The organism is Bradyrhizobium sp. 139, assembly GCF_023074175.1.
GTDB lineage: Bacteria > Pseudomonadota > Alphaproteobacteria > Rhizobiales > Xanthobacteraceae > Bradyrhizobium.
Genome location: NZ_JADPKS010000116.1, coordinates 48,045 through 64,591 on the forward strand (window position 1 = coordinate 48,045; position 16,547 = coordinate 64,591).

General features: G+C 61.8%; 14 protein-coding genes and 3 pseudogenes. 1 reads left to right on the forward strand and 16 read right to left on the reverse strand.

Features of this window, described 5'->3' with window-relative positions; translation table 11 throughout:
* Positions 1–243: 243 nt before the first annotated feature.
* From IVA80_RS27135 to IVA80_RS27160, 6 genes and pseudogenes are all read right to left on the reverse strand, one after another.
* Positions 244–1,242, reverse strand: coding sequence for a polyprenyl synthetase family protein (locus IVA80_RS27135; RefSeq protein WP_247437391.1), 999 nt, complete (start codon positions 1,240–1,242; stop codon positions 244–246).
* A gap of 148 nt (positions 1,243–1,390) precedes the next feature.
* A complete protein-coding gene (locus tag IVA80_RS27140) occupies positions 1,391–2,734 on the reverse strand; it encodes a cytochrome P450 (RefSeq protein WP_247437394.1) in 1,344 nt (447 codons plus the stop codon).
* A complete protein-coding gene (locus IVA80_RS27145) occupies positions 2,734–3,540 on the reverse strand; it encodes an SDR family NAD(P)-dependent oxidoreductase (RefSeq protein WP_247437396.1) in 807 nt (268 codons plus the stop codon). The genes IVA80_RS27140 and IVA80_RS27145 overlap by 1 nt, the downstream gene beginning before the upstream one ends.
* A complete protein-coding gene (locus IVA80_RS27150; RefSeq protein WP_247437397.1) occupies positions 3,527–3,835 on the reverse strand; it encodes a ferredoxin in 309 nt (102 codons plus the stop codon). The genes IVA80_RS27145 and IVA80_RS27150 overlap by 14 nt, the downstream gene beginning before the upstream one ends.
* Position 3,836: 1 nt before the next feature.
* Positions 3,837–5,126: a cytochrome P450 gene (locus IVA80_RS27155; RefSeq protein ID WP_247437400.1), complete on the reverse strand. Its 1,290-nt coding sequence runs from the start codon at positions 5,124–5,126 to the stop codon at positions 3,837–3,839.
* A gap of 92 nt (positions 5,127–5,218) precedes the next feature.
* Positions 5,219–5,386 (reverse strand): annotated as a pseudogene (locus tag IVA80_RS27160) (cytochrome); the annotation flags it as partial.
* A gap of 582 nt (positions 5,387–5,968) precedes the next feature.
* On the opposite strand from IVA80_RS27160, the pseudogene IVA80_RS27165 reads away from it, so the two are divergent.
* Positions 5,969–6,389, forward strand: a pseudogene (locus IVA80_RS27165) (cation:proton antiporter); the annotation flags it as partial.
* Between the two features lie 121 nt (positions 6,390–6,510).
* On the opposite strand, the gene fdxB reads toward IVA80_RS27165, so the two are convergent.
* The 10 genes and pseudogenes from fdxB to IVA80_RS27215 form a co-directional block, all read right to left on the reverse strand.
* Complete coding sequence (gene fdxB / locus IVA80_RS27170) at positions 6,511–6,795, reverse strand: ferredoxin III, nif-specific (RefSeq protein ID WP_247437402.1); 285 nt, start codon at positions 6,793–6,795, stop codon at positions 6,511–6,513.
* 13 nt (positions 6,796–6,808) lie between these two features.
* Positions 6,809–7,009, reverse strand: coding sequence for a CCE_0567 family metalloprotein (locus IVA80_RS27175; RefSeq protein ID WP_247437403.1), 201 nt, complete (start codon positions 7,007–7,009; stop codon positions 6,809–6,811).
* A gap of 7 nt (positions 7,010–7,016) precedes the next feature.
* On the reverse strand, positions 7,017–7,487 hold the full coding sequence (locus IVA80_RS27180) for a NifX-associated nitrogen fixation protein (RefSeq protein ID WP_247437405.1): 471 nt from the start codon (positions 7,485–7,487) through the stop codon (positions 7,017–7,019).
* 10 nt (positions 7,488–7,497) lie between these two features.
* Positions 7,498–7,893, reverse strand: coding sequence for a nitrogen fixation protein NifX (gene nifX / locus IVA80_RS27185; RefSeq protein ID WP_247437424.1), 396 nt, complete (start codon positions 7,891–7,893; stop codon positions 7,498–7,500).
* A gap of 22 nt (positions 7,894–7,915) precedes the next feature.
* Positions 7,916–9,298 carry a nitrogenase iron-molybdenum cofactor biosynthesis protein NifN gene (gene nifN, locus IVA80_RS27190; RefSeq protein ID WP_247437406.1) on the reverse strand — a complete coding sequence of 461 codons (1,383 nt, stop codon included), beginning with the start codon at positions 9,296–9,298 and terminating at the stop codon, positions 7,916–7,918.
* 9 nt (positions 9,299–9,307) lie between these two features.
* On the reverse strand, positions 9,308–10,951 hold the full coding sequence (gene nifE / locus IVA80_RS27195; RefSeq protein ID WP_247437408.1) for a nitrogenase iron-molybdenum cofactor biosynthesis protein NifE: 1,644 nt from the start codon (positions 10,949–10,951) through the stop codon (positions 9,308–9,310).
* Positions 10,952–11,070: 119 nt separating this feature from the next.
* Positions 11,071–12,630, reverse strand: a complete 1,560-nt coding sequence (gene nifK / locus IVA80_RS27200; protein WP_247437426.1) for a nitrogenase molybdenum-iron protein subunit beta — start codon at positions 12,628–12,630, stop codon at positions 11,071–11,073.
* An 80-nt stretch (positions 12,631–12,710) separates the two neighbouring features.
* Positions 12,711–14,213 carry a nitrogenase molybdenum-iron protein alpha chain gene (nifD, locus tag IVA80_RS27205; RefSeq protein WP_247437410.1) on the reverse strand — a complete coding sequence of 501 codons (1,503 nt, stop codon included), beginning with the start codon at positions 14,211–14,213 and terminating at the stop codon, positions 12,711–12,713.
* The gene (locus tag IVA80_RS27210) at positions 14,210–14,392 is read right to left on the reverse strand and encodes a hypothetical protein (RefSeq protein WP_247437413.1); all 183 of its coding nucleotides are present in this window, start codon (positions 14,390–14,392) and stop codon (positions 14,210–14,212) included. Before IVA80_RS27210 ends, nifD begins: the two co-directional genes overlap by 4 nt.
* A 1,251-nt stretch (positions 14,393–15,643) precedes the next feature.
* A pseudogene (locus IVA80_RS27215) lies at positions 15,644–16,245 on the reverse strand (ISNCY family transposase); the annotation flags it as partial.
* Positions 16,246–16,547: the final 302 nt, after the last annotated feature.

Consider the following 16,547-nt stretch of genomic DNA (forward strand, 5'->3'; position numbering starts at 1 on the left):
GCGCACGTCGCCGCAGGCCCGTCGCGGCCCGGCGCATGGGCAGCGCCGGACGGTCGCCCTGCTCCGGCGCGGCGACGCGCCGATGCTGGCGCCGGTCCGCCGCATAGGCTTGCGCGCAGCGCGCCGCGGCCGTGCTGGGCAACCGCTGCGATCGGCGCCGCGGACTCGGACACAGTGCAGCATGCACTGCCGCCGCCGCCCGATCGCAGCGGCACAGGGCCGACTCCATGCGGACGGGCGCGCTCATGCGCATGGCGCGTGCTTGAACAGATACGCGTTGGCCCGCTGCAGCATCTGCGCCAACCGTTCCGCACGCGGCCCCAGCGGGGCGATGGCCTCCCCGGCGTTGCGCAACAAATCCAGCGCGAACTGGCGCGCTGGCTGCAGCCCCATGATCGACGCGCAGGTCGGCTTCCGCGCCGCCGCGTCCTTGCCGGGGGTCTTGCCCAGCGTCGCGGTATCAGCTGTCGCGTCGAGAATGTCGTCGACCACCTGCAACGCCAGGCCGAAACAGGCGGTGTAGCGATCGAGCGCACAGTACAGCGCAGCGTGCGCGGCATCCTCCGCGATGGCGCACAGCGCGCCCATGCGAACGGACGCGCGCACTAGCGCTCCGCTCTTCATCCGGTGCATCGCCACGATCCTGTCCAGCTCGACGTGCTTTCCGACGAGCGACAGATCCATGGCCTGCCCGCCTGCGGCACCCTCGGCGGACACCGCCTGCGCCAGTTCGCGCACGAGCGCGATACGGCTGTCGCCCGGCGCATCCAGGCTCGCCAGGGTCAGGAAGGCGTGCGCCTGCAGCGCATCGCCGACCAGGATCGCAGTGGCTTCGCCGAACTTGACGTGCACGGTCGGAAGGCCGCGGCGAAGCACGTCGTCGTCCATCGCGGGCAGGTCGTCATGGACCAGGGTACAGGCATGCATCATCTCGATGGCGGCGCCGACGTCGTCGAGCATGTGCGCTGGCGTGTCGGCCAGTGCGCCGGCAGCCAGACAGAGCAAGGCGCGGGTGCGCTTGCCGCCATTCAAGGTGGCGTAGCGCATCGCCGCCATCAGCTCGGTCTCACCGTCCTCTTCGGCGCAGAGAAGACGCGCCAGCGTCTGTTCGACCCGCTTTGCGCCGTCCTGCATCCAGATCTCCGGCAGCAGCCTGCCGGACGCGCCGCGCACCTGCGCGCCCAATCCGCCGAGCGCGCAAACGCCAGTTCGGTCGTCGTGTAGCGTAGAACCGGTCTGCATGTTGTTTATGTCCTTCTACCTGACACGGCCACGGCGAGCGCCGAGCCGCCGCGGTGTTGCCGGCGTCGCACCGAGCGCACGCGCCGAGTGCAGCAATGCCGCGCGTCGCCGGCGCCGATGCCTCGCCACACAGGGATGGGATGCCAGCTCATGAGAATCCGATGCGGATTGTCATGGACGGATGTGCGGTCGGGTAATAGCGCCGGCCTTTTTCGACGCCGCTCAGCAACCGCGGCCGCACCCCGGCCTTGTGCATGGTCAGCGCCAAGGCGATGCAGAACTGCACCAGTTCCAGCCATACCAAGTGGTAGCCGATGCAGACGTGTGGGCCGGTACCGAACTGCAGCATGTCCACCGGCTGGATCGGCTCCGTGCGTTGCAGCCACCGCGCCAGGCGGAACTGATCAGGCGCCTCGTGCAGCAGCGCCGAGGTCGAGAAATGGAGCAGCGGGATGCACAGATGGGTACCCGCGGGAATGCGCCGTTGGCCGAGTTGCAATTCCTGCAGCGCGCGACGCGGCAGGAGCGTGGCCGCCGGATGCACGCGCAGCGTCTCGCGGAACAGCGCCTCGGCGACCGGACACTGCGCCAGGTCCGCGTGCCGGGTCGGCACCGCGCCCACGCGTTGCGCCTCCTCGACCAGGGCGTCCCACAGCACAGGCTGCCGCGCCAGCTCAATCACCATCCAGGCCATCGTCGAGGCAGTGGTGTCGTGACCCGCAAGCAGCAGCAAGCGGATATTGGCGACCAGGACGTCATCGGAGAGCGCATCTTCGCTGCGATCGAAGGCGCTCACCATCTCGTTGATCAACCCCGTGCGCGCGGCATGCGCGCGCACGCCGCGGACGAACTGGCGCAACTGCGCGTCGATCCAGTCGCGGGCGGCGCGGCCGCGCCGCAAGGGCAGTCCGGGCAGGTCGACCGGGGGCGCGACGATCAACTGCGCCACTTGCCGGTACTTGCGATGCCATCCCGGCAGGTCCTGCGCGGGGATTCCCATGAGGCTGAAGATGAGCTTGAGCATCAGGTCGCCGGTTTCGCGCAGGATGGTTACATCGCCGCGGTCGCGCCACGCCTGCACCCGTGCCCGGATGACGGGCACGAACAGGTCGCCGATGCCGGCCTGGGTCAGCCCCTTCGGCAGGAACGCCGCCTTGATCGCATCGCGCGCCTGCCGGTGCGCGCCGCCGTCCTGGGTAACCAACGTTCCGCCAAGCAATTCGGGCGCGATCTCTTCGATCAGCGCCGAGGACACGTCCTTGTGCCGGAGCAGTGCGAACGCACCCGGATCCACGCAGGTCATCAGGTGTCCGGCAGGGCCGAAATCCAGCCAGAAGTGGCTGCCCAGCGTCCGTTCCGCGCGCCGCAGCAGGCGCGGCAGGTCGCAGACGATGGCGGGAAGATGCCCGACCAGGGGGAAAGCGCCAGGCACGACCGGGATGTCGTGCCGCAGCCGGTGCCGACGGTCCAGCGGGTTGAGCAGCATGTCCATCAGCAGCGCGGCGCCGCGGCCGCTTCGGCGGTGTGCCGGCAGGCCGCGCGGCGCGGCTGTCGCCACCGTCGGCGTACGTCGGCACATGCGCCAGCATGCCGCCGTCGATGCACACGACCTGGCCGGTGATGAACACAGCATCGTCGTAGAGCAGGAACGCCACCAGCGCGGCCACGTCCCTCGGGGCAGCCGACGCGCGGCAGGAGCCGGCGCTGATGCCGTTGCATGCACTCGTCCAGCTTGGCGAGGAGATGCTCGGTCGCAATCGCGTTGCAGCAGATCTGCGCATGACCGTACTGGGTGGCGAGCGAGGCCGACAGCCTTTTCATCGCCGCCTTCGACGCGGCGTAGGACGTCTGCGCGGTGTCACCGCTGAGCCCCTGGCACGACGACATGTTGACGATCGCGCCACCGCCGCGGGCGATATGGCCTGCCGGCAGCAGAGCAGCACACCGCGCAGATTGGTCGCCATGTTCTGATCCCAGATCGCCAGGTCGAGGTCGAGGATCGCACGGTGGCGCGGGGTCAGATGCATGTCGCTCCACCAGCAGGTCGACCCCAGCGAAGTGCCGCTCCGCCGTCTCGAGCAGCGCTGCCACCGCCTGCGCATCGGCGATGTCCATGGCCGGGGCGAGCGCGTGGCCCGCTTCGGCCGCGATCTGCGCGGTGCAGGCGATGGCCGCCGAGCCATCAATGTCGGCCACCACCACTCTGCCGCCCTCGCGTGCGATGGCGAGGGCGCATGCCTTGCCAATACCGGCGCCGGCGCCGGTCACCACGGCCACCTTGCCTTCAAACCGTGCCATCGTGTCCTCCTGGATTGCGCTGGTCTTTCGCGGGATGCCGCTCGGCCCCCGCAGGAGAAGGCGCAGGGTCGACGCTGGCGCGCTCGTCATCACCAGCGTCGCTTTCGATGACCCGAATGGCGGCGACCGGGCACTGGCTGGCCGCGAGTCGCACGGCGGCGTGCAGCGCCTGCGGGACCGTCGCCACGCACACTTCGGCCACGCCGTCCGGTTCGCGTTGGCGAAAGGTGCCCGGCAGCGTCAGCACGCACTGCCCGCTGGTTGCGCACAGATCCTGGTCGACCAAGATGCGCATCTCAGCCCCCCTGCGCATGCAGCCGCACCGGCAGCGCGCGGAACGTCCTAAGGAACTCGGAGGTCTCTCGCGTCGGCGGCTCGGCCGATGCCAGCGTGGGGAAGCGCGCCTGGATCCGCGGCAGGCTCTCGGCCAACTGCACCCTGGCCAGTTGCGCACCGAGGCAAAAGCGGATGCCGTGGCCGAAGCTCAGCATGATCTTCCCGTCGGTCGACATGCCAGGACTGGTGCCGTAGAAACGCGCGGGATCGAAGCGGTCGGGATCGGCGAAGGCGTCCGGGTCGCGATTGCCGGCCGCGATCAGCACGCGCACGTCCGCGTTCTTCGGGATCACCACGCCGCCCAATTCGATGTCGCGCTGGGCGATACGCAGAGTGGCGCTGAACATGACGGGCGAGTCGCGGCGCAGGACTTCTTCGACGAATGCCTTCACCCCCACGGCGTCTCGCTGAAGCCAGTGCCGCTGTTCGGGATACGCCAGCATCGCCAGGACCGCATGGTCGATGGTCGCAGCAGTGGTTGCGAAGCCGCCCAGCAGCATGCCCCAAAGCATGCTGATCAACTCCGCATCCGACAGCGTGTCGGCATCGTCGTCGTGTGCGCCGACCAGCATCGACACGATGTCGTGGCGGGGATCGGTGCGCTTGCGCTGTATGAGGTCGCCGAAGTAGGCCTGCACCCTGACGCTGGCCGCGTCCGCCGTGGCGAGCTGGGGGTCGCTGGCGTGCGGGCCCAGGCCTTTCAGAATGGGGTCGATGACGGCGGCGAGCCCGAACATGTCGTCCTGGGGCATGCCGAACAGTTCGGCCAAGACCAGCATGGGCAAGGCCAGCGCGAATTCCCGATGCAGGTCCACCGCCTCCCCGCGCTCCAGCGCGGGCGCCATGCCATCCAGGCGCGCTGCGACGATGCGCGCGATGCTCGGCCGCAGGTTGTCGATCTGGCGCATGGTGAAATCGGGCGAGATCAGCCGGCGCAGACGCGTATGCGTCGGCGGGTCCTTCATTGCTAGTGTAGACGCCAGCAGATTGAGTGACAGGCTGGTCGCCGCACGCGGGAAATAGCGCGCCAGTTCGCCCGGCGCCGGTGCCCGAAACGCATCGCCCGTGGCCGTGAGCGCCCAGTAGATGTCGGCGTGGCGGCTCAACAGAAAGAGGCCCGACGCCGCGCGATGCACCGGATCGTGCTCGCGCAACCAGTGCATAAACGGATACGGGTCGTGGATGCGCGCTGGCGACGCCAGTTCGGCGAAGGCGTCCCGGCATGCTGCCGTGGTTTCTTGCACGTCCATCTTGGTAACCTGTTGGCTGGCTGATCTGATCGGCGCGCCAGGCGCGCCGGCAAATTGCGGAGAACATCGCGATTCCCGGCGGCGTCCGAGCATCACCAGAGCACCGGGAACCCCTCGAACCCGCCAGTGATGATCTCCTTGCGCAACTTCGCTCCTTCGGGCGCCACGGCCAGGCGCAGCGCGGGAAAGCGCTGGAAGATCGAACCGAACACCACCTTGAGTTCAAGCCTGGCCAGCGCCACGGCGATGCAGTAGTGCGGGCGGCGAGCCTGTTTGGTAGGGGGCGATTTCGCCGAGGCCCCCTTCCCATAAAATGCTATCTGATGCGGATTTGACATTTTGCTTTTCTTTCGTCGTTCCATCGATCGCGGTGTCATCCACGAAATGAAGGTCGGTCGGCGGCTCCCGGCTCGCAACGGAGGGGTTTCAATACTCGTGCCAATTTGGCCGACCCAGCAGAAGAAAAAGATTGTGATTGCTTTTCAGCGGATTAGCCTGAGGCCAGACAAGAGCTCGGCGAAATAGGCCGGTGTCGCGGACCAACAAAGGCGACAGAACAGTGTCGGATAGTCGTCAGACGTCAGACCGGCGACACCTTCTTTGTCAGTTCTCCTGACGATTCCAGTTGCTTAAATATATCCGGCCTCTCGCAAGTGGACTGCTGTTGCAGCCAGTTCATGATGAAATCCGCGCAAACCGTTCCCAATAAATGGTTGGGGCACGAAGCCCGCTTTTTTGCACAGGGCTTACGGTATGCTGATCCACTGTTTCGTCATCACTATTCGCGAGCCTTGCAATCGAGCCAGAAGCGTCAGGTAAACGCGGGATCTCTGGGTTCGTTGCCAGAACGGCATCTGTTCGAAGCGCTAACAAAGACAGTGCTCCAGATCGACTTCACGTCGGTCGTCATGAACGGGATGCTAGCATTCCAGCTCTTCGCGGGAGCGCTCCACGTCGATCTCGCAACATTGGTAAGCCACGCCGTACCCGTAACGTGCTTGCCACCTTCGCCACGATCACGTCGACGTTTATCGTTGGCTTTCTATTCTGGCAGGCCGCTGGTCTCCTTGGTCAGTCGCTGCCGCTGTCCTGGGCGCTGGTGTTTGGCGCGCTCATCAGCCTGACCGATCCGGTGGCGGTCATGGGTACGCTCAAAATGTAAAGGCACCTGAAAGTCTCGAGGTCGAGATGCAGGGCGAGTCACTCTTCAACGACGGTGTCGGCATTGTCGTTTTCACGATCCTGCTGGCCTTCGCCGCCGGGCGCCCATGCGAGGTCGCGGCCGATTCGGCAACTGTCGGCTTCACGCCAGTAGAACAGGTCGGATCTAGGCGTTCCCTACCAGCTTGTATCTGACAACTCGATCTCGTCGGAGAAAGCTAAGTCAACCAGGTGGTGTGTGGGTCTGACAATTTGTTGGGCACACCCGGGCGCAGGCGCTGCAGCCGATGCAAGCGCCTTCGTCCTTCAGCACCATGATCTTCTTTTCGAGCTCATCGTCGTCCTCGTCGAGATCGATGATCTCGCCACCCTCGCGTAGCCCCTTCAGCGTCATGACCTCACGGCCGCAGATCTTGTAGCAGCGGCCGCAGCCGATGCACTTCTTGGGATCGATAGCAACCAGGTAGTCCGGCCTCCAATTGCGACCGTCGCGGGTCCTGAATGACATGGCTAACCGTCCGTTATGTTTTGTCCAGCGCCTGGAGATATTGGCGTTTGCTTTCGAGCTCGCTGAAGGCAGCGTGGGCCTTCTGGGCCACGCTCAGGATCGACGACCAGTTGACCGGCAGCTCCTCGGAGAGGTCGTGGAGGTCCATCTTGGCCTGGGTCGCCTTGGCCGACAGCTTCTTTATTTCCGCTTTCAGAATTTCGATATCGCTCACACTTGCCTCAATAACTCGCCACTTCCGGGAACTTACGGATCATCTCAACGCCACTTTTGACGAATTTGTCGCCTTGATTGGCGAGATCGGAGAGATGGTCGAAACCAAAGCGATGCACGTCGCGCAGCTGCTTGCTCACGACAACGAGCCGGCCGCCGATCAGCACGATCCGACCGAAGCCTTCGTGATGCATCTTCAGCATCGGCGAGATCATCACACCGGTCGCCTTCTCGATCGAGAGCGCAACGGCGTCGAAGAACAGCTCCAGCCGCCATGTCGTGTCCGGGTCGGGATTGCCGACGATCGGCAGCGCACGGCGCTTGCGCTTGTCGAGAACGTAGGGTTCGAGCAGCTCGAGATCCTTTTTGCCCTCCCAGGCGCCGTGGGTGTCCTGGGCGCGCCAGATCTTGATGAGCTCCTTCAGAAATGGCCCCTCCGCCGCGGCGGCGGCTGGAGTGACTTCAGGCGGATCGGCCATCTGTGTTCCTTTAGGCTTCGAAATCCACCGTACGTTCCCGGCTTTTGGCGAGCAGCTTCCGTAGCCAGGGCGGCGGCGATCCCTTCAGCACGGTTTCGAGTTTGACGCAAAGATCGTGGATGGGCTCTGGCTGCAGCACCTTCATCGGATGGATGTTCCTGGCGACGACTCGCGCAGCACCCGAGCCGCCAATCGCCGCAACATAGAGGATTGCGCACTCCCTGATCGCCTCGATCTTCGGCGCGAGCTTATCCTCATTGCCGTCTTCGGTGAGGTCACCGTCGAACTGGATCGCCTCAATAAACCGATGCCCGTCCGGGCAGACCTCGTAGATCGCGATGTTCTTGGCCCAGCCGAAGTGGGCATCGACGTGCTTCAAGTCCTGAGTGGCGAATGCAACTTTCATCCGGGTTGTTTTCTCTCCCTGCTCAATGCAGCTGGGGCGGATGGGCCTGCGGGCCACCGCAGGTTGATCGCCAGGTGTCGGGCGTCGGCCCATGGTTGGCTTCGCGGTCGGTGATGATCAGATTGGCGATATCAAAGATCAGATCGCGCGTGCCGCGATAGCCAGCGATCGTGAGGTGCGCAGCACCAACGCGATCGAACATCGGAAAGCCGACCCGGAAGAACGGGACATTGAGTCGCGAAGCGGCCTGGCGACCATGTGAATGCGACATCAAGAGGTCGCAGTCACGCGACCTGGCAAGCTCTTCAAGATCCTCCAGATCGCCGATCAGGACGTCCTCGGTCCTGACCCGCTGGAGCACCGGTGAGTTCGTCGTCGTCACCGCAGCACTTACCTGTGCGCCCATTTCGTGGAGCAAGCTGGAGAGATCGAATAACAAATCCGGCTCGGCGCCGATCGCGAGCTTGCGCCCGCCGATATGGAAATGTGCATCCAGCATGGCGTCTGCCAGCTGTCCACGCTGCCGGCGATATTTCCAGGGCACCGAGCGGCCGCTGATCTGGCTCAGGAAGGCGATGAATTCATCGTTTGGGATAAGGCCACAGAGCCGCTCGAACAGACGGAACGGCGTGCCTGTCCGCACCTGCATGGCCTCGGCCGCACGGCGCATTTGCGCGCCGATCGCGATCGTCCAGGCCACCTGCCCCATGGTCGCAATCTCGTCCACTCCAATGCCCCCGATCGTGGTGGGCGTGAATTCGTCGGGGATGTGACCGTCCAGCGAACCGGCAACGTCGGGCAGGAACGAGGGCTTGAGCCCAAAATCCTCAAAAATCGTGCGAAGCTCGTCGAGATCGCCGGGCGTGAGGTGACAACCAGGTAGCACGTTGACGCGGGAGATATCGCGCGGTCGCGCTGTGTCGACGGGAGCCACAAGCACCTCGATCATCCGCGCCACTGTCTTGCCCCAGCCATCCTGAAAGGCATCCTTGAAATCCGGGGTCGAGACGTAGACAAGGGGGAGCTTTTCGAGCTTCGGATGCTTCTGTCGGATCAACCGGATGAAGGCTTCGACGTCATCGCCGTTGGTCTCGGTGACGCCAGTCGAATTGATGCCAATGATCTCGGGCTGGACGCGATTGTAGATGTTGAGGATCGCCTGTTCGAGATTCTCGTGCCCACCGAGCACGGTGGCAACCTCGCTCATGGCGGTCGTCTGCATCGGCACGGCTTCATTGAAATGGCGCACGAACAGCGTCAGGCCGAAGGAGGTGCAACCTTGCGGGCCGTGCAAAAGCGGCATCGCGCCGCGCAGGCCCAGGAAGGCAAATGAGCCGCCGATCGGCTGGCTCATTTTGAGCGGATTGACCGAACAGGCTTTCTTCGAGGTAGTGACGATCGCCATGTCGTTCCCCTACTCCGCCGCCTGGAGCGCCGGCGGCTGCAGATCGGAACGAATGTCCTTACAAGCAACGCACCGTGCGGTGGAATTGGTGCAGGGCTTGGCGGGCCTGGCGAGGTTCGGGCCATGCGCCGCAATCGCGCTCTCGCCACCGCTGGCCTCGCTTTCATTGGAGAGACTTATCGTATTGACGCCGTTCTTGCTCGCGTCTCGAACTGGATCAGCGGCTTGCACATACATCTGCGCAACCGTCCTTGCCTGACGATTTCGGTCGAACTCATCCCATGGCGCGGCTTGGCGGAGCTGATCCCATATCGGATTGTAGAGCGCTTTCTCGATCTCCTCCATGAGCTTGACAATCCCGACATAGCCCATATAGGCGTGACAGCGCTCCTGGTTGATATCGAGCCACGGCGTCGCCGCCTTTAATGCGACGAATTGCGACTTGCCGCCGGAGAGCATGATGTCGGCTTTTGCGTCCTTTAGCATCTTGTAGATCTCGCGAGGCGACATGTCCTCGATCATGTGGGCGTGCTGGCCCATTAACTCCTTGATACGTTCCTTGTCCTTCTTGGTCGATTTCTTGACGGACGTGCCGACGATCTCGAGCCCGGCCTCTTGCAAAGCGGCCACCATCGACCAGGATTTCACGCCACCGGTGATGAGAACAACCCTCTTGGCGGCAAAGCGTGGCTTGAAACGTTCAATCGCAGCCCAGGCTTTGGTCTCTTCGCGTGCGATCAGGGCTTGCGTGCGTTCCATCAGCTCAGCCGGCGCGCCGCGTTCGATCAGCATGCGCGCGATCTGGCGTAGTGAATCGCTGGAATCCTCGATACCGTAGAACGAGCCTTCAAAAAACGCGATGCCGTAGCGCTGCCTCATCTTGCGTGCGACGTTGATCATTGCCTTTGAGCAGACCATCATCGCGGCTTTGGCTCGATGCGAATAAGCCACCTCGCGATACTTGCCGTCCCCCGAGATGCACGACAGGATCCGGATTCCGAGCTCATCGAGCAGCGGCTTGACCTGCCAGAGCTCGCCGGACAGGTTGTATTCGCCGATGATGTTGATGTCATAGGCAGTGGTGTAATCGGGCTCTGCGGTACCGATGACGTGCTCCAGCAGTGCTTCGCCTGCGAGCTTGTTGCCAAGGTTCTTCGACCCCACAAATCCCGGTGCATTGATGGGAATGACCGGTTTGCCAAATTTGGCGGAGGCCGCCTTGCAGACCGCATCGATATCGTCACCGATCATTGCGGGCACGCATGTCTGGTAGACGAAGATGGCCTGCGGGTCGTATTTCTCTGTGATCTCCTTGACTGCCCTGTACAGCCGCTTCTCGCCGCCGAACACGATGTCGGTCTCGCTCATGTCCGTGGTGAAGCTTCTGCGCCACAGATCGGAGCCGGAGGAGGCGGAACCGCGATTGTCCCAAGAATTGCCCTCACAGGCGATTGGACCATGCACAAGATGGGCGACGTCGGTGAAGGGCTGCAGTGCGACTTTGGCGCCATCGAAGGCACACCCACCGGCGACGCCGCCCGGCTTCAGCTGCTTGGTGCATCCATTCTTGCGCTCGACGTTCGACTTGCTCGCGTTCCTGGCGCAGCCCGGTTCGTTAAAAACGTCCTGTATGGTCGTGGGAAGCGAAGTCATGGTGTCTCTTTCGGGGATGTCAAGACATCCGCACAGACCAAGAGGATGGGCCGGCTGATAACCTGTGATCCCCGCCACAGCGCCGCTGTTCCAGCGGACGATGAGGCGGGGCGCTCGCCTTAGCGTATGATGTCGAAGCTGTAGTCTGTCTTGCCAACCGAGCTGGTTTTTCTATCGATCTCATCAAAGATCTTGTCGAGAATCTTGACCAGCACATTCATGCTACCCTGATAGCCCCACACTGGATAACGATGGTGATGATGGCGATCGACGATGGGAAACCCGATGCGGATTAGCGGCGTTCCAGTGTCACGCTCGAGATACTTGCCGTAGGTGTTACCGATCAGGAAATCGACTGGTTCTGTGAACAGGAGCGAACGCATGTGCCAGAGATCCTTGCCCGGGAAGGCGCGGCAGTTTTTACCGAACGGCGAGCTCGCGAACAGCGCCTGCATCTTCTGCTCCCAGGCCTTACTCCCGTTGGTCGAGAGCACGTGCGTCGGCTCAGCGCCAAGCTCCAGCAAGAATGCGGCCAGGCCATAGCAGAGGTCGGGATCGCCGTAGATCGCGAACTTCTTGCCGTGAACATGCGCGCTAGAGTCAGCGATTGCGTCTACCAGACGCCCGCGCTCCCGCTCCAGCGCATTTGGAATTGCCTTGTTGGTGATACGCGACAGCGTCATCAGGAAATCGTCCGTGGCGCTGACACCCAGCGGGTGATTGAAGGCGACGACCTCCTGGTCGTGCCCCTTGATGAAGGGCAACGTCTTCTCCGTACAATATTGCTGCATGGAAATGGTTGCCTTCGCATGGACTGCGTTCGCGGCATCCTTTAGTGTGGTGCCGCCATCATACATGCGAAACTCGCCGTCGGTGGGGGTATCGAACACATCACTGTTATCGGCGAGGATCGTGTAGCCGATCCCCATCAGCTCGAATATGCGCTTTATCTCACGGATGTTTCCGACAGTATAGCCGTCGAAGCCACCGATGAAGTTGATCCAGTTGTTCGCTTTGCGCTGGAGTTTTGGCGCCGTGCCGGCTTTGCCATCCCAGAAATGCTCGAGGATGCCCTTGAGCGTGTTGTCGTAGCCCGTAATGTGGCTACCGACGAATGCAGGAGTGTGAGCGAATGGTACGTCGTAGTCCGCGGGGACTGAACCTTTTTCCTTTGATGTTTTGATGAAGGCGTTGAGGTCGTCGCCAATGACCTCCGCCATGCAGGTCGTGGCGACCGCGATCATCTTCGGCTTGTACATGTTGTAGCTGTTGGCAAGCCCGTCAGTCAGGTTGTTGAGCCCCCCGAACACAGCCGCGTCTTCCGTCATGGACGAGGAGACGCACGAGGTCGGCTCCTTGAAGTGCCGCGACAAATGGCTGCGATAATACGCGACGCAACCCTGGGAGCCGTGGACGAACGGCAGTGTGCGCTCGAACCCGAGCGCGGCGAACACCGCACCTAGCGGCTGGCAAGCCTTCGCCGGATTAACGGTTAGCGCCTCGCGGGCGAAGTTCTTCTCGCGGTATTCGGGCGTCTTGGACCATTCACTGATACGGTCGACTTCGGCGGGATCGTGCGGATTCTCAAATAGCGCCTTCTTATTGGCCAGCATCTGCTGGTATTCGTCTCCCCGGAAAAGCTCAGAGTGGTCGAGTATGTGTTCGGCGTTCTGTGTCATCATGGCACTCTTCAGGTTCTTGTGTTCGTTCTCCTGCCCTTCCCCTCCTGTGGAAGAAAAGGGCCCGGGCGTCGGCTTTCCTATTCCGCCGCCATGAGGCTCGGCCGCGGAGCGTCCTTCCAAGGTGCGGTGGTCTTCCCCCAGATCGGGGAGTTGATTGCCATGTCCATGTCTCGGGCGAAGATCGCGAAGCCGTCGTAACCGTGGTACGGACCCGAGTAGTCCCAGGAATGCATTTGGCGGAACGGCACGCCCATTTTTTGGAAGACGTATTTTTCCTTGATACCGGAGCCGACGAGGTCGGGCCGGATCTTTTCTACAAAGCGCTCGAATTCGTATCCGGTGACATCGTCGTAGATCAGCGTGCCGTCCTTGACGTAGTGCTGGGCAGTGCGCTGATAGTCGTCGTTGTGACCGAACTCATAGCCTGTGCCGACAACATCCATGCCGAGGTCCTCATAGGCGCCGATGACGTGGCGAGGACGTAGGCCGCCGACGAACAGCATTACGGTCTTGCCATCGAGCCGCGGCCGGTATTTCGCGGTCACCGCATCGACCAGCGGCTGATATTTCGCGATGACGCGCTCGGCGCCCTCCTTGATCTTATCATCGAAGAAGCTTGCAATTTTACGCAGCGACTCCGCGATTTTGGAAGGCCCGAAGAAGTTGTACTCGCACCAGGGAATCCCGAATTTTTCCTCCATGTGCCGTGAGATGTAGTTCATCGAGCGATAGCAATGCAATATGTTGAGCTTCGCTTTCGGCGTCGCCTCCAATTCAGCGAGAGATCCATCCCCGGACCACTGGGCGATGACGCGCAGGCCCATTTCTTCGAGCAGGATCCGTGACGACCAGGCGTCGCCGCCGATGTTGTAGTCGCCGATGATGGCAACGTCATATGGGCTCGGCTCAAATTTAGAGCTGGCTTCTGGGGCGCTCTTGTCGAAGATCCAATCTCGAACGGCGTCGTTCGCGATGTGATGGCCGAGCGATTGTGACACGCCACGAAAACCCTCGCACCGCACAGGCACGATGGTTTTGCCGCCATATTCCTTTGACTTTTCTCTGGAGACCGCCTCGATATCGTCGCCGATCAAACCAATCGGACATTCGGACTGAATGGTGATGCCCCTGTTGAGAGGAAACAGCTCCTGCAGCTCGTCGATGAGTTTGGTGACCTTTTTATCGCCGCCGAACACGATATCCTTTTCCTGGAAATCGGAAGTGAACTGCAGTGTCACGAACGTGTCGATGCCGGTCGTGCCGACGTAGTAGTTGCGCCGCGAGCCCCATGAGTACTGACCACAGCCGACCGGACCGTGGCTAATGTGGATCATGTCCTTGATCGGCCCCCAGACCACGCCCTTGGAGCCCGCGTAGGCGCAGCCGCGGATGGTCATCACGCCCGGAATGGATTTGATGTTCGACTTGACGCCACAATCCGACTTCCCCGCCTCGTGAACACTCAGATGCTTGGCTCGCCTTTTGGCGGTCTTCTCTGGGTAGACCTTCAACACCTCATCGATTAGCTGCTTGTTGCGCGCCTTGATCTCTGCGACGCTTTCGGTAGTTGCTCGGCTCATACAAATTTCCTTTCGATTGTCGTCTCGAATGAAGAAGCGGCGCTTTTCCGGTAGACCGACGGATTTCCGATCCGGCGTTCAGGTGTAAAGCGTGCAATCTCCCTGGCCGGTCCTACCGGACGCAACTTCGCAGGCTTCTCGATCACGCCGCAGCGGTCGATCAGGATGTTGCAGCTCATCTCGGCTGAGCGCTTGCGAGCGCCATGTGTGACGCTGGTGATTTGTCGACGGAATCGCTGACCAAGACGCGTCTCGGTGATGTCATGCCTGCCCTCCAGCGATTGGTCATATCGGCTTCTTTACTCGCTCGCGTGCCATCAGAGGGCGGCCTGCCCCTCTGCATGTCGATGCAAAGGGCTAACAGCCGCCTGTTGCGCAGGGGTTTGCAACGACTGTGCCAGCGCTGGTTGAATACAAAAACCCACGTCTGTAGAGCTAGATAGCTGGCAGGATGCGGATTGTTATAAACCTGACCCTGCGTGGCACCGACAGGCGTACCCGCTAACGCCCTGTCTGAAACAAAACAATCACTTGCGCTCTCCGCCAGCGAGATGGCTAGAGTCTTCCCGCGCGCCGACGTCACTCCGGTGCGCAGCTTTGCTTCGCGCACCCATCGAGCGATCGCAAACACCATCGGTTCAAGATGGATTTCAGCGCACGTAGATGCGCCCATGGTGTTTGCGATCGATCCTAAGAAAACGGTGATTGAGCTGCACCACCTCTTCCGGATGACTAAGAGAACTCAGTTGTCAGCAGAACGCCTTGTTTCACTTACGCGCGATCTTTCGCTTCGCTCGTCATTCCAGTTGATCTCGTGGAGACGCGCTCTAATGTGGCGACACCCGATCTCGTGAGAGCATGTGGGGCTGATCGATTCTCAACCGGCGATAGCCTTAAAGGCGCAAGCTCGTGGGCGTTCGGGGTAAAGGGGACGGCGTTCTACAATGGCCCCGTCCTTGTCATTCGGCAGTCCAGTTGCAGCTCGCTTCAGCATCTCGGTTAGACACGCCACGACGCAATTCGGCGCTTTGATCGGACGCGCGACGACTTTTTTCTGTCGCCGCTTGCGGGAGGGTGACGCGGTGAGCCGAAGCCGGCACGCGGCACCGAGTGCAGCGACAACGAGGCCGGTCTGATGGATGAGCGCGAGGCCCTCCTCCCACTAAAGACGGACACCGCTAGAGCGGCTCGATCAGCGCGGGCTGCCCTCAATTTCCCGTTGAGCGTTCATCGTACGTCAATGAAGCTTCGCATATTCTCCGTTCGGCAAATAGTGCCCGTGGATAGCCCACTTTTCTACTTCCCGGCACGAAATTGATGCTTTCCAGCCTTTGGCCAACGGCATGGGCCAAAGCAACCCCGCCGGGGTGGACGGCGGGGGTCTGAAGCGAGCAACGATGGGTGCGAGGTCTACGGAGCGGCTCGGCTGCTTATTGTCCGGCCGATGTTGACGAGGTTGAGATCACGCCGAGGGCGACCCAGCGCTGCATTCCGGCGTCATCCTTCTATCAGCATCGATTGAGACCGTTTTCGCCGCTTGACCACGCTGATGCGTTCTTCACATCCCGTGCGCCATTTCTGGCCATCGCGGAACCAGCGCTTCTTCTGTTCGCGCTTGCGCTCAGGGCTTTTGCTCGGTCGATTGGGAATGCATACGCATGTGACCCCCAATGCTCTCGCAGCGGCCTCGTTCCTGGCAGAGTAGAACCCGGCGTCAGCCGCCAGCAGCCCCGGCACGCCCCCTGGTGGGTTGCGATGGCCGGGATCAACAGATCGCCATTGGGGCGCCGGACATAGACTTAGTCGACAAATCATTTTGCCGAACTCGTTGGGCTTGCCGGTTTTGTCCTTACGGATGATCTCGGTCGACGGCTCGAACACGCTGAGAACCTTATCTTCCACATGAGTGTCGCCGTGGAAGATGCGCGCCCGGTTTGACGCATCACCCGCAGCACCAGCGGCAACATCCTATCGAGCTCCTCGCGGAGCCCTCCAGTGCGATCTGCTGCAGAATGTCCGTGGCCTTCTTCACTCCTGGATATTTCTGCGGACACGAGTCACTTCCAAAAAAGAGATTCTGGCCAATCTGTGAACTCCAATTCGAAGCTACGTAGGCCAGTAAGTTTGGTGGTGAACTTAAGGGTCTTCCCTGAAAGGGCTGCCAATGAGCCAGATGCGAACTTGAATACTGTCGTGCCGGAAGTTGCGACCGCAATGCCTTGCTCGCCTTCCATGCTAGTGTTCTGTCACTGACATTTGAATCCCAGCTTGTCGCGAACATGATTCACTCGCGGCATGGGAAACGACTTGATTGTACTTGATCGCAAGGCTCGC